10 protein-coding genes and 1 pseudogene are annotated in these 12,344 nt (G+C 69.8%); 3 read left to right on the top strand and 8 right to left on the bottom strand.

Annotated elements, in window-relative coordinates:
- The 7 genes and pseudogenes from BGP03_RS11885 to BGP03_RS11855 form a co-directional block, all read right to left on the bottom strand.
- Window positions 1-532 (bottom strand): annotated as a pseudogene (locus BGP03_RS11885) (secretion system protein); the annotation flags it as partial.
- On the bottom strand, window positions 529-1,506 hold the full coding sequence (locus BGP03_RS11880) for a type II secretion system F family protein (protein WP_298799481.1): 978 nt from the start codon (window positions 1,504-1,506) through the stop codon (window positions 529-531). The pseudogene BGP03_RS11885 and the gene BGP03_RS11880, both read right to left, overlap by 4 nt.
- On the bottom strand, window positions 1,503-2,834 hold the full coding sequence (locus BGP03_RS11875) for an ATPase, T2SS/T4P/T4SS family (RefSeq protein WP_298799490.1): 1,332 nt from the start codon (window positions 2,832-2,834) through the stop codon (window positions 1,503-1,505). Before BGP03_RS11875 ends, BGP03_RS11880 begins: the two co-directional genes overlap by 4 nt.
- 170 nt (window positions 2,835-3,004) lie before the next feature.
- Window positions 3,005-3,892, bottom strand: a complete 888-nt coding sequence (locus BGP03_RS11870) for a chromosome partitioning protein (RefSeq protein ID WP_298799482.1) — start codon at window positions 3,890-3,892, stop codon at window positions 3,005-3,007.
- Window positions 3,893-3,908: 16 nt separating this feature from the next.
- Window positions 3,909-4,604 carry an SAF domain-containing protein gene (locus tag BGP03_RS11865; RefSeq protein WP_298799483.1) on the bottom strand — a complete coding sequence of 232 codons (696 nt, stop codon included), beginning with the start codon at window positions 4,602-4,604 and terminating at the stop codon, window positions 3,909-3,911.
- Window positions 4,605-4,724: 120 nt separating this feature from the next.
- The gene (locus BGP03_RS11860) at window positions 4,725-5,114 is read right to left on the bottom strand and encodes a hypothetical protein (protein ID WP_298799484.1); all 390 of its coding nucleotides are present in this window, start codon (window positions 5,112-5,114) and stop codon (window positions 4,725-4,727) included.
- A gap of 599 nt (window positions 5,115-5,713) precedes the next feature.
- On the bottom strand, window positions 5,714-6,265 hold the full coding sequence (locus BGP03_RS11855) for a hypothetical protein (RefSeq protein WP_299736293.1): 552 nt from the start codon (window positions 6,263-6,265) through the stop codon (window positions 5,714-5,716).
- A 146-nt stretch (window positions 6,266-6,411) separates the two neighbouring features.
- On the opposite strand from BGP03_RS11855, the gene BGP03_RS11850 reads away from it, so the two are divergent.
- The 3 genes from BGP03_RS11850 to BGP03_RS11840 all read left to right on the top strand — a co-directional run bounded on the left by BGP03_RS11850 (window position 6,412) and on the right by BGP03_RS11840 (window position 9,244).
- Window positions 6,412-7,101, top strand: coding sequence for an A24 family peptidase (locus BGP03_RS11850; protein WP_298799486.1), 690 nt, complete (start codon window positions 6,412-6,414; stop codon window positions 7,099-7,101).
- 741 nt (window positions 7,102-7,842) lie between these two features.
- Window positions 7,843-8,163 (top strand): hypothetical protein, encoded by a 321-nt coding sequence (locus tag BGP03_RS11845; protein WP_298799487.1) that lies wholly within the window; start codon window positions 7,843-7,845, stop codon window positions 8,161-8,163.
- A 130-nt stretch (window positions 8,164-8,293) separates the two neighbouring features.
- Window positions 8,294-9,244: an endonuclease/exonuclease/phosphatase family protein gene (locus BGP03_RS11840; protein WP_298799488.1), complete on the top strand. Its 951-nt coding sequence runs from the start codon at window positions 8,294-8,296 to the stop codon at window positions 9,242-9,244.
- Window positions 9,245-9,974: 730 nt separating this feature from the next.
- Here BGP03_RS11840 and BGP03_RS11835 read toward each other — a convergent pair.
- Window positions 9,975-12,272, bottom strand: coding sequence for a helicase C-terminal domain-containing protein (locus BGP03_RS11835; RefSeq protein WP_298799489.1), 2,298 nt, complete (start codon window positions 12,270-12,272; stop codon window positions 9,975-9,977).
- Between the last annotated feature and the right edge of the window lie 72 nt (window positions 12,273-12,344).

Below are 12,344 nucleotides of genomic sequence, written 5' to 3'. Positions count from 1 at the left end.
GGGTGATCCACACCAGGTCCAGGTAGGCGGACAGGGCATGGCGGAACTCCTCGCGCATCGCCGCCGCCCGCCCGCGGGCCCGCAGATCCGGGAGGACGAACCCGGCCGCGGCGAGCAGGATCCCGCCGACGAGCGGGAGCCCGATGCCGAACCCGGAACCGGCGACGGCGAGCGCGAGCTGGGCGATCGTGGGGGCCACGAGCCCGGCCAGCGCCAGCAGCGCCTTGCCCGCGAGGTGCTCCCCCACCGGTGTGCCGGTGACCCGCAGATCCCCTCGTACGCGCGGACCGGGTAGTCCCGCACGCCGCTGCAGCGACACCAACGGGACGGTGAGCCGGGCCAGGCGGCCACCGACCGGGCCGATGTCCTCGGCCGCGGCAGGCGTGTCGAGGGTGCGTGAGAGCAGGTCGCCGAGGGTCGGTCGCGGCGGGAACGCCCAGACCGCCATCGCCCAGAGGCCGCCGCCGAACCCGGCGCCCAGCAGGATCGCCGCTACCGTCGTCGAGCCCGATGCGCTCACCCAGCCGGTCACGAGTCCGCTCCACCGGTGCGGGCGCCGGTGACGGCGTCGCGGTGCGCACGGGAGGGGTCGTTGGGCTCGTCGTCAGGGCGGGTGAGCAGCCGGGCAGGCTCGGGAACGGTGGCGATCCGCCGTAGCCAGGCGAAGCCGGCGGCGAACAGCAACCCGACCGCGAGCAGCACGACCTGTCCGGTCACCGAGTCATACATGGCGAGGTAGGGCCGGTTGAGCAGCACAACGGCTACCGCAAAGCTGGTGGTGGTGCCGACGATGACCCGTACTGAGGTGCGGGTCCGGGCCCGTCCGGCCTCCACCCGCATCCGCATCGACGCCCGTTCCCGCGCCGTCGTCGCGAGCGCGCCGAGCAGGTCGGCGAGCTGGCGGGCCTGCTGCTCGGCCGCGATCACCAACGCCGCGATGACAAGGTCAGCGGTGGGGTCGTCCAGGTCGTCGGCCAGCCCGCGCAGCGCCGGCACCAGGCGCTCGCCGCGGTCCAGGCACGCCGCGAGCGCGCCGACCTCGTCACGGATCGGGGCGGGGGCGAGCGGGGCGGTCGCCAGCACCGCCTGCTCCAACCCCGCCGCGGCCGACAGCGTGTCGCGGATCATCTCCGTCCAGGTCGCGACGGCCTCGATCCGGGCGACCCAGCGGGCGTGCGCGGTGTCGCGGCCCAACACCCGCGGCAGAAACCAGCACCCCGCCCCGACCAGCACCGCCCCGACGACCCAGCCGGTCAGCACCCCCGCCACCACCGCGGTGCCGACGGTGGCGCCCGCTCGGACGGCCATGTCGCGGCGGTCCCACCCGCCGTCGCGCCACCGCGCGACCAGCATCGCCCCGGCGGGCCGTCCCGGTAGCCGGCGGCGCAGGCCCACAAACAACAGGTACACCCCCAGCCCGAACCCTCCGCCCAACAGGGCGGCGACCGCGGCCCGCCCGGGGTTCGCCATCCCCGCCGCCGACACCACTGCCACGAGCACCGTCATGGCTGCCACCCGCGGCCGGCCCGGGTGAGCAGCATCGGGTCGAACCCGGCATCGACCAGATCATCGAGGGTGTCGGACCGGATCGCGCCCGGCACCGGGCGGGCGTGCCGGTCCTCATCAGGCCGGAAGATCTCGTTGGACACCACCTGCTGGCCGTCCGCGCCGACCACCTCGCGGATCGAGGACACCACCCGGGTCCCTCCCCCGGTGTCGGCGCCGCGGGTGCCGGGCACCCGCGCGAGGTGGACCACGACATGCACCGCGCCGGCGACGAGCAGGTTGGTCGCTTCTAGGGGGAGCCGTTCGGGGCCTTGCGCGGCGTAGGAGGCGAGCCGGGTGAACGCCAAAGCGGAGCTCGACGCGTGCAGGGTGGCCATGCTGCCGTCGTTGCCCTGGCTCATCGCGTTGCACATCGGGACGACCTCGGGCCCGCGGATCTCCCCGACGATGACCCGGTCGGGCGACATCCGCAGCGCCCACCGCACCAGATCCGCCTGCGATACCGCGCCCTCGCCTTCGATGTTGGCCTCCCGCGCCTGGAACGCGGTCACGTCGGCGTGTACTGCCGGGTCGGTGTCGAGGCCGAGCTCGAACGCGTCCTCGATGGTCACGATGCGCTCCATCGGGTCCATTTCCGCGGCCAGCGCCCGCAGCAAAGTGGTCTTCCCGACCCCGGTCCCGCCCACGATCACCACGTTCTTCCGGGCCCCCACGCACGCCCGCAGGAACCGGACCAGGACCTCGTCGACGGTGCCGCGCAGCCGCAGCTGATCCAGCGTCACCCGCGGGTAGCGGTGGCGGCGGATCGACAGCGACGTCACCCCGCCCGCGGTCACCGCCATCACCGCGAACAACCGCTCCCCACCGGGCAGCTGCAGGTTCACCGACGGGCTGCCGTGATCGAAGCGCCGTTCCTGGCTCGACGCCCGCGCCGCGAGCAGCCGCACCAGGTCGGTCAGCTCCTCGTTCGACCGTGCGATCGGCCCGACCCGGCAGCGGTGGCCGTCGGAGTACTGCACGAAGACCCGGTCGAACCGGTTGGCGTTGATCGTCTCGACCCGCGGGTCGTCCAGCAACGGCTGCAGCCCGGCCATCCCGAACAGCTCGTCGATGACCTCGGCGACCACGCGCCGCTCCGCCTCCGCCGCGACCAGCGGCCGGTTGGCGGTGAGCTCCTGTTCGGTGAACGTGTTCACCGCGTCGTCGACGATCTCCCGCGCCAGGGCCCGATGCCCTTCAGGAGTGTTCCGGGCGCCGGTGCGGCGGCGTTGATCCTCAGCCCGCCCCGGGAGCCGCTCGGCCAGAACCGTCCGGACGTGCTCGCGCAGCCGCCGCTCCGCCGCCTCGGCCGGGGCCGACGGCTCCTCGACATCACCGACGACGACCCGTTCTCCCCGCCGTTCGGTGCGCCTGCGGAGCGGCACCGGGACCGCTGCCGCCGCGCCCGCTCGTCCGCCACGCCACGCCACGCCTGTCGACCCGTCCTCGCCACCGCCCGTCACGACGCCCTCCCTGCCGTGGTCGATTGACCGAGGCTGTCGTTGCTGGTCGCACCTGCGCGACGACTCGCCGGGTTCGGGCGGGCATCGCCGGGAGTTGCGGCGATAGCGGCGCGGGCGGCGAGCGCATCGGCGATCTCGCGGGCGCTCTGGCCCAGCACGGACCGTCCGGGTCCACTGCGGTGCCAGCGCAGGACACTGTGGTGCCCAGTCAGCACCGCGGCTCCTCTCGGGTCGTGCGGGACGCGGGCCAGCGGGGTCACCCCCAGCTCGCGCGCGACAGCGGCGATCGAATGGCCGCCACCCGTGAGCAGCAGTACCGGGTCGCGTGACCAGGCCCCGATCTCCGGGATCCGCCGGGCCAGGTGCGCCAGGTCATCCGCACCCGCCCCGGTGAGCACCACCATGACGTCCGCTGACCGCAGCAGCGGCATCACCGGTGACCCCTCGTCGACCCGGCCGCAATCCACCAGCTGCACCGCTCCCGGGTGCGCGGCGGCGGCACGCAACGGACCCGGGCCGAGCCCACCCGCCCCGTCCAGTGTGGCGAGTACGGCCAGTGCTCCGCGGGCGCGTCCCGCGTCCGGCGGGGCCGCCACCACCGGCACGTTCCCCGGCAGCGGCTGCGCGTGGCGCCACACCAACTCCGCGCCCTCCGCCGGCCGGGCCACGCCCTCGCCTCGGGTGCCCGCGCGGCCGCGCGCGGCCGCGGCCAGGCTCAGCAGCCCTGGCGAGGGCGCCAGACCGAACCGCATCGCGACATCACCGCCGGCCGGGTCGGCCTCCACCACGATCGGAGCGCCTGGGTCGGGCCAGCACGCCGCCAGCGCCAGGCACAGCGTCGTTACCCCTGGGGAGCCCTTCACGCTCACCACCGCGATCATCATCAGACCTCCACCCCGCTCACCCGCCGGCCGCGACAAGCACGAGCGCGACCTGGCCCGACGGCACTGCGGCGACCTCGCGGGCCGACATCTCGCCAAGCTGCACCGACACCACCGTCAACCGGCCGGTGTCCGACGGCGCGACACTCGTCACCACCGCCGGCCACGACCGGGCCGCCGGCCGCTCAACAGCCGCGCCAGCGGTCGCGACCGCTGCCACGACGACCGACACCTGGTCGCCCGGCGCGACCTCCGCCGGTAACCGGCCCGGGTCCAGGGCGACCGCGACGATCGCCTGACCGGCCGGCGGCGTACCGGCGCCACTGAACGACTCCGGGGTCAGCACCGCACCCGCGGGCAGGGCGACCGCCAACGACCGTCCGATCAGCGTGGGAGCGGCGGACGCGTCGACCGCGCGGATATCGGAGTCGGCGGGCAGCGACACCTGACGGACGTCCGCGGCGGACAGGACCTGCCCCACTCCCACCGCCCGCGCAGTGGCCAGCACCATCCGGGAACCCCCGAACTGCACCGTGACCACCAGCGCCCCGACCGCGCACGCCAGCACCAACAGCACCCCGAGCAACAGGTGCGGCACGCTACGACGCCCACCCGGCGCGGCGGCCGGACGCGCGGGCCACGGGTCAGCCTCGACATGGGCGGCGTCGCCCGGGATGTCCACGCGACGCTCGCGCGTGGGAAGGATCGTGCGCATGACCGGACCTCCTAACCGTTGGGGGTGAGGGCGCGCAGGATCACCGCACCGACCATCCGGCCGGTCCGTTGCGCCCGTGCACTACCGCTGTCGTCTGCTCGTCTGTTGTGCTGTGTGTCGTCAGCCGCCGCCGGTGACCAGAGCCTGGGACTCGGCGACCCGGAACGCGGCTCCCCCGGTCGTGGTCAGCCCGGGGAACGCGCCACCGGTCCCCGCGCCGGCCCAGGTGACCGTCCAGCTCACCGCCACACTCACCGCGAACACCTCACCCGGCTTCCCGGCCGAGGACACCCGGTAGGTGTGGCCACAGTCCGGCGACGGCGCCGCCGGATCATTGCCCGCCGTGTAGGGGGTGCCCGGGCCACGGCAGACGACCACGCTGCCGTCCCCCATCACCCACCTCGCCGACGCCGGCACCGCCCGCGCCGTCACCGACACACCCGGTACCGCCGCCGTCGCCTGCACCGGAGCCCAGTCACCTCCCAGCCACAGCCACGTCGGCAGATTCACCAGCTGAGTCCCCACCGGACTCGCCGCGACCAGCGGATCCGGTAGCCGCAACTGCCGCCGAGCGATCTCCGCGAGCTCCGCAGGCGTCGGACCGGCAACCCCCGGCGCCTGCTGGCCGTCCGCGATCCACACCGGCGCCCGGTACACCGAATCCCGCCAGCCCTCCCCCGAACACCGCCACACGTACCAGGCACCATCGCCCGAACCCGGACCGGCCGTCGGTGGGCCCGCCGCCAGCGGGACACGCAGCACCGCCGCCACAGCGACACTCGGGCGAAGTGGACGACTAAACGCCGCCGTCGCTACGCCACCCGGCGGAGGTTGGAAATCGCTACGCGCGTACGAACAAGCAACAGCCGGCGCTTGTGGCGCCGAGGCGCTCGGCGCTCGACGCCGCGGCGGGTTGCTGGTCGCGCCCGAGGGCGGCGGCGCTGCCGAACCAGCCGGAGAGCCGGCATAGACATCGCACGCAGGAGACGGTGTCGAGTCACACGACGTTCCACCAAAGCCGTCCCCAGGCGGCGACGGAAGGGGTGGATCTCCAGCGCCCAGCAGCCCAACAGCCAGCAGCCCGACGGCGACCATCACGGACGATGAGTTCAACATGTCCCGAGATCCTCGACCGCATAGTCAGACACCTTCCACGATCCGTCGGCCTGCTTGTCGACGACGCCAGTAATGCGACGGCGGCCTCCAGATGTGGCGGAGGTTAGCGCGCCATCGTCCGCGCGGTACTTCAGCCAATGGCTTGAGTCACCACAGTCGCCGACAATCACCTTGACCGGATCATCAGTCGGATCGGCCGAACGCACGATCGGGTTCAGGATGGGCTCGCCCTTCGTAACGATGCCGTTGTAGTGATCCGCGTACAACGATCGCGACAGGTTGGTCAGCGCGACTCCGATCGCGTGGCGTCCAAGGTCGGGCGAACGCCAGTCTGAGGTCAGACCTGCTGTGACGAAATCCGCCCACATCCCGCGGTACGCCGCGAGGGCGTCCTTTCCTGCGAGCGCTTCGGCCGGCGATGCGGCCGTCGTCGCTGGCGGAGCTGCCGACACCGGCGGCGTGACCGGCGCTGGACTTGACGCCGAACACCCGGCAACGCAGCCCACGGCGACGACCACCGCGAGGACACGCGCTGGCAGGCGCATCGACTTCACCCCATCCACCGAACGTCCCCTCGACGGTTCCCGCGCCTCTGATCATGAGGCGATACTGATCACAAGTACACCCGCGACCCGTACGGACCTGGAAGTCCGTCAACACGGACTTCCAGGTCGGAAAGGGCCCTCGACCGATGTTCACCCGAACGGGCTACGAGTACCGAGCCCCTGAATCCTGGGCGCTGACGGCAAGCCCCCCTCCGGTAGCCGTTGTCCTTGCGGCGGCTGGCCTCGGCGTTCTCCTCGGAGCAATACTCGCCGTCACAGTCACCTCGCGTACCCTCACGCGGCCGACGAGCCCCAGACTGCTCATCGGTGTTGGATCGGCCAGCACCGGTCTCACATTCGCCGTCCTGGCCATTCGCTTCGAAGGTGTCGACCTGCTCGCCTTCTGCTGCCTCGCGGCCGCCGGGGCCGTGCTGTCCACGATCGACGTGATCGAGCGACGGCTTCCCAGCATCATCGTGTTGCCGACCTACGTCACGCTCGTCGCTCTGCTGACCGTCAGCGCGTTGGCCAACAACGACTTCGCGGATCTACTGCGTGCGCTCTGCGCATCGGCGCTGATCTTCGGCGCCTACCTAGTCATCGCTCTTGTCTCCCGCCGCGGGCTCGGAGCCGGCGACGTCAAGCTCGGCGGCCTGCTCGGTCTAGCGATGGGATGGCAGAGCTGGGAGACCGTCCTCGGCGGGACTTTGCTCGGTTGGACCGCGGCGGCTGCGACGACACTGGTCATCCGTTGTGCGAGGAGGGGACCGCCAGACTCGATCCCGATGGGCCCCTTTCTACTGTTCGGATCATTGCTTGGCATCACGCTGCATTAAGCAGGTTACACAAGGCGAATCACTGCTGACAGTTGCCCGCTTCGAGAGTCAGATCAAGACCACCGAAAACATCCTCGGGACCACTCACTATTTGGCCCTAAGTTCCGCTTGCCCTCTTGGCACTACCGAGCGTCCATTGTTGTGTGCGCAGCCACCGACTGAACAAATTTGTTCCCCCCACATGCCGCAGACCGATCGCCAGCATCGGACAGGCGCGACAATGAGGCAGCCTCGTGGTCGACGTAGGGGCTATCCGCGACGCCGCCATCAGACCTGGCCTATCCAGCATGTCAGGCGAGAAAGAAGATTGCCTCACCGAATCATATCGACGATGGTCCTAATCCTCATCTTGTCAATACTCTTAATCGCACTTCTGTAAGAACACCCGCCACACGGCCGGTGACGGCGACGACGACATGCTCGGGCGATGCGCTCGCCGCATGATTCGAACTGATGGCGTCTGATGCAGATATGCCGGCCCACGCCCATACCCTCGCCCTCGTGCCCGTGCCCGCATCACCCCGAGCCTGTGATGGCCTCGATCCTGCGCTCTGGCCGGCAGCGGGCAGTCCGAATCTCCCGCAGGCCGGTGCGGCTCCGGTGATGGCCCGCGTGCTCCGCGCCGGCGGCCAGACACCTCCTCGGACCGACGTGCCGGAGGGATTGCAGGAGCCGCCCCGATCGCGTGGGCTTGCTGACAGCCCCTGGCGCACCCGTCCCCGACCAATCATAATCGCACGCATGTTCGAATTCGTGGAGGATGCGGTCCTGGCCTGCCGGGCGGCTGTCGTCGAGCACCACCGGGCCGTGGAACGCGATGACCATCGGGTGACGGACCTCGCCGCGCTGCGGATCCGCTCGATCATGGTCTATCTCCGCGAGCGCGACCGCACCGAGCTCATCCACCCGTTGACCATGGAATGGGCCACCGAGGGACGCGACCCCACTGAACACGAACGCTTCCGTGCAGTCGTCGACGTCCTGCTCCGCGCCTTCCCCGACCGGCCCACCCTCAGTGCGTCGACACCACAGCCCGATCCCGGACCCGCTGCCGCGAGGTAAAGATTCATCTCCACTGCGTATCAGAGACCTCACGCAGGGCTCCTGCATGTCGGCGACCGGGTAGCGACCCCACCATGGTCGGCACACCTGGACCGGACGGTCAGAGTCGAGCGAGCAAAGGAGAGACGCGATGGTGGCGATCGGAACCTGGAACCTGGAGAACTTCTTCCCACCCGGAGGAGCGTCAGGCCCCACCACCCAAGCCGCCTACGACGCCAAACTCGCCGCGCTCGCCGCCACCATCCGATCGCTGAACCCGGATGTGCTCGCCGTCCAGGAAGTCGGCGACCCAACCGCACTGGACGACCTCGCGAAAGCGCTCGCCGACGAGGGGTACGCCTTCCACGCCACCGCCGACCCCGACGGGCGCGGAATCCGGGTCGGGTTCCTGTCCCGCCTCGAGCTCCTCGACATCCACCAAGTCTCCGCGTTCCCCGCACCGCTGCGACCGATCCAGGTCGACGACACCAACGTCAACGAGACCGCGATGGGCCGCCCCGCGCTCGTCGCCGGTGTGGTGACCAGGATCGGCACCCGGATCGACCTCGTCACCTGCCACCTCAAATCGAAACTGCTCACCTTCCCCGACGGAGCCTTCTCAACCCGCGACGAAGGCCTCCGCGCCCGCTACGGCGCCTACGCGCTCAACCGGCGCACCGCCGAAGCCGTCACCGTCCGCGACACCGCCACCACCCTGCTCGCCGGCCACGGCCAACAACGAGCGGTGATCGTGCTCGGCGACCTCAACGACGAACCCCAAGCCGCCACCACCCAGATCCTGTCCGGGCCCCCCGGATCCGAGATCGGCACCGGCGGCTACGACATCGACGACCAAGGCGACGGGAACCGGCTGTGGAACCTCGCCGCCCGCATCCCGATCGACAACCGCTACTCCCGCATCTACCGCGGCAACAAGGAACTCATCGACCACATCCTCGTCAGCCACCTCGTCACCCACCACGTCGCCGACGGCGACGTCACCGCCGGACCCCCACCCACGTCGATCGACGACAACCCCAACGCTCGCCGCGACACCCCCGCATCCGACCACCGGCCCCTCGTCGCCACAATCAGCCTCTAGCCTTATCCAGGCCAAAATCGGCACAGGCCCGAGCGTCCAGGAACAGAAGACCCGTTATCAGGTAGCCATCGCGGGCCGAAAGGGGCAGTGCCCCTCCCCCGCGGGTGGCGGACACCCCACGGCATCCCACGTTGGGATGCGAGGCACTCGCGACCCATTGGTCTGGACGCGGATTGCGGACATCAGGCCCGCGTGTCGCCCGCGGGTCGCACGACGGCCAGCAAACGACCCGTAGCCCTCAGGCACCCTCTCCAGGCCGACGCCAGGACGGCGCCTACGCCATCTCCTCCGTCTACATCAACAAGATGCTCAGCGGCGAGCGGCACGAGCCCAGCCCGCGCTACTTGCGCCTGCCCGCAGAGTTCTTCGGGTCAAGTCCGAGTTCTTCCTGGAGAGGGACCCGCCTGGCTCGACGGGGCTGAGCTCGACGCGAAGGTGAGCCTGCGCTCCGACAATGTCCAGTCCATGCTCAGTAGGGCGACCATGTTTGTCTTTGGGGCAGCTGTCCGCTCTGAGCGACATCATCGACAGCCTGCTGAGGGCAGAGGGCAACGACCCCGACGCCGCCACCGGCGGTGACGCGGCTCTGCCGTCGCGTGAGCTTCTCGTCAGGACGCCAGCGATCGCTGCGACATGGCGGGGCAGGATCGCGGAGGAGACCAGGCAGCAGCGGATCTGCCTCGCGCGCCGCCGCACACCTCGGTGGTGGCCCCCCACTCCTTGTACCGGACTACGGCTGAGGTGGGCGAAGCGGAGACGTGCGGAGGGTAGGAAGCCACTGGGTCGGCAGGGCGCCTTCGGCGCGGAAGATCTCCGCCGCGCTTGCAGCGTCTAACGAGGACAAGCCGCGGCTGCGCAACGTGTGCCACGCGCGAACGATTCGGTCGAACATCTCAAAAACGGTCTCCGGGCGCACGAGGAACACGTGTCCTTCCGCCAGTTTCTCAGCGCTGGGCAAGACGCCGGGCTTTCGGCTCAACAGCAGACACACACCATCGCCTGGCGCTATCGTTGTGCGATCGGCCTCGACGGTGCGAAGGTGGCCGCCGGCCTGCTTGACGTCCGACGGGCCGATCGAGCCGGTGGTGGTGGCCCTGCTCTTGGCTTCCCAGATGACCCATTGCTCGTCGCCGAAGATCCAGACCGCGTCCGGCTTGGACTGCTCCCTGTCGTCGTCGTAGGTGTAGCTGTCGGCCGCGCCGGCGAGGGTGCCGAGCGTGACCAGGGCGGCCTCGAAGGGCTGGTGATCGTCCGTCTCTTGCAGACCGGTCCGGGCTATGGCGACCGCTGCAGTGAACTGCTGCGGGGTGGCGAGGTCGTGTTGGGTGAGGACTGCTGTCATCGCGGCCTCGTCCAGCACATCAAGGCTGGTCTGTGGTGGTGCGACGTTCCGCTCGGCCGGCGCGGCCATGCCAGAGATCCAGGCTGTTCCGCGCGCGGCCCGGCGGGCTTCTTGGTAGAAGTCGTCCGCAGTAGTGTTCAGCGTGTTGTCCCCGGTCAACCCGGCCACCCGGCGTGCGGTGGTGTAGCCCAGGTAGTTCCATAGTGCGGCGTACCGCTTCGCGGTACCCGCGGTCGCCAGCTCGTCGATCACCTTGCGGATCGCGGTGAGTGCCCAATCCCAGTGGCCAGCCCAGATGGCTTCCCAGGCGGCCACCTCGTGCTTGACGGTCTTCTGCAGGTCGTCAGTGCCCGAAGGCATGACCCGCTGATGCAGGTCGCGGTCTTCGGCGATAGCGACGTCGGCCTCAGCCCACGCCGCGCCGTGCTGATTGAACATCTCCAGGAGCTCTTGCAGCTCCCCTGATGTGGTGGGGTCCAAGCTGTTGTGCAATCCGAAGTCCAGTTCGGCGTGCGCCTCGGGTGGCATCGCATCCTTCGCCTCGCCGCCCGCGATGTACGAGGTCAGGTCGTTGCGCAGAAGCAGCACGGTGGCGTAGTCGCGAGCGTTGCGGGTGGCGCGTCCGGAGCCCTGCATGACTCGCGCACGGATGCGCTCTTGCAGCACCGTTACCGCGCCAAGTGCCTCGTGCAGGAACTTCTCCTGCAGGTCGGCACCCGTCGGCAACCCGTCCAGCACGACCAGCCTGCAGTCGTCATCCGGGAGGTCGATGCCGTCGTAGCGATTGGCCAGCACAAGCGCGGCCGCGACCGTCGATGTGAACGGCGCGAGATCGTTCTCTACAGCCTTGGCTCGGATCACCGGATAGCCGTTGGGGAGTCGGTTCGCGATGAACTGCGTAGCGGTGTGCTCGTCCGGCGTGAGGATCAGTGCTCGCCCGGCTTTGGCGATGACGGCGCTGACGAAAGCGTTGGTCGCGGCTGGATCGGCCGATAGGTCGTTCGTCAGTTCCGGGAAGATGAAGAATCTACGCCCGGCCCCCTGGTTCTCCCATCCCCTCGGGACCGGGATCCGTTTGATCTTGCTGCGACCGAAGGCACGTTCCAACTCACCACCTGAACCGAGGGTGGCGCTCATGTAGACCCGCCGGGCCGGGGCGCTGAACGCGGGATGTCCCACGGTCGGCACGATCATCGGTCGGATCAGCAACCCCCGGCCAGAGACGTACACCAGACAGCGGTCCACGTGGTCACGGATGTTCATCCAGGCGTACCGAGCGCCCGTGGACACCTTCTCGCCGGCCACCGCCATGGCCAGCACCTGCTCGATCTGCGATGCGTTCTCTGCGACCCCCACGGGCGAGGCCAGATACACGCCCCTATCGCTACGGTCATCTGGACTGGCGACCTGCAAGCGAGCGAAGACGAACGGGTCGAGCGCATCGCGCAGCGCCGACAGCACGTCCTGGTAGGCGCTCGGGTGCTCCGAACGGCTGATCTCTACTTTCCAGGGGCTAGCGACGTATCCCTCGGCAGCGTGCGCATCGTCCAGCAGCAACAGCTGGGCGTTGTCGAGGGCGGGGTTGGAGTTAAAGACGTGGCTGTAGACGCTGACTGCAACGGCGTCTGCGCGGTCGTAGCGGACGCGATCGGCCGGACTCCAGACCTTTACCTTGTCGATTGTCAACGACGCGTTAGAACTGACCCCTTGGCGACGGATTGGAACTGACCCCCTCGTGGTCGGTTTCGTGCTATTTAT

The sequence above is a fragment of the Pseudonocardia sp. 73-21 genome (assembly GCF_001899645.1).
Classification (GTDB): Bacteria; Actinomycetota; Actinomycetes; order Mycobacteriales; family Pseudonocardiaceae; genus Pseudonocardia.
The sequence above is the reverse complement of the archived record's forward strand: the minus strand, read 5'-3'. Positions and strand labels throughout refer to the sequence as shown.

Coding starts and splice junctions, on each gene's coding strand:
- BGP03_RS11880 (WP_298799481.1), bottom strand. CDS start 1,506: ATGACGGTGCTCGTGGCAGTGGTGTCGGCGGCGGGGATGGCGAACCCC.
- BGP03_RS11870 (WP_298799482.1), bottom strand. CDS start 3,892: ATGATGATCGCGGTGGTGAGCGTGAAGGGCTCCCCAGGGGTAACGACG.
- BGP03_RS11865 (WP_298799483.1), bottom strand. CDS start 4,604: ATGCGCACGATCCTTCCCACGCGCGAGCGTCGCGTGGACATCCCGGGC.
- BGP03_RS11855 (WP_299736293.1), bottom strand. CDS start 6,265: ATGCGCCTGCCAGCGCGTGTCCTCGCGGTGGTCGTCGCCGTGGGCTGC.
- BGP03_RS11850 (WP_298799486.1), top strand. CDS start 6,412: ATGTTCACCCGAACGGGCTACGAGTACCGAGCCCCTGAATCCTGGGCG.
- BGP03_RS11845 (WP_298799487.1), top strand. CDS start 7,843: ATGTTCGAATTCGTGGAGGATGCGGTCCTGGCCTGCCGGGCGGCTGTC.
- BGP03_RS11840 (WP_298799488.1), top strand. CDS start 8,294: ATGGTGGCGATCGGAACCTGGAACCTGGAGAACTTCTTCCCACCCGGA.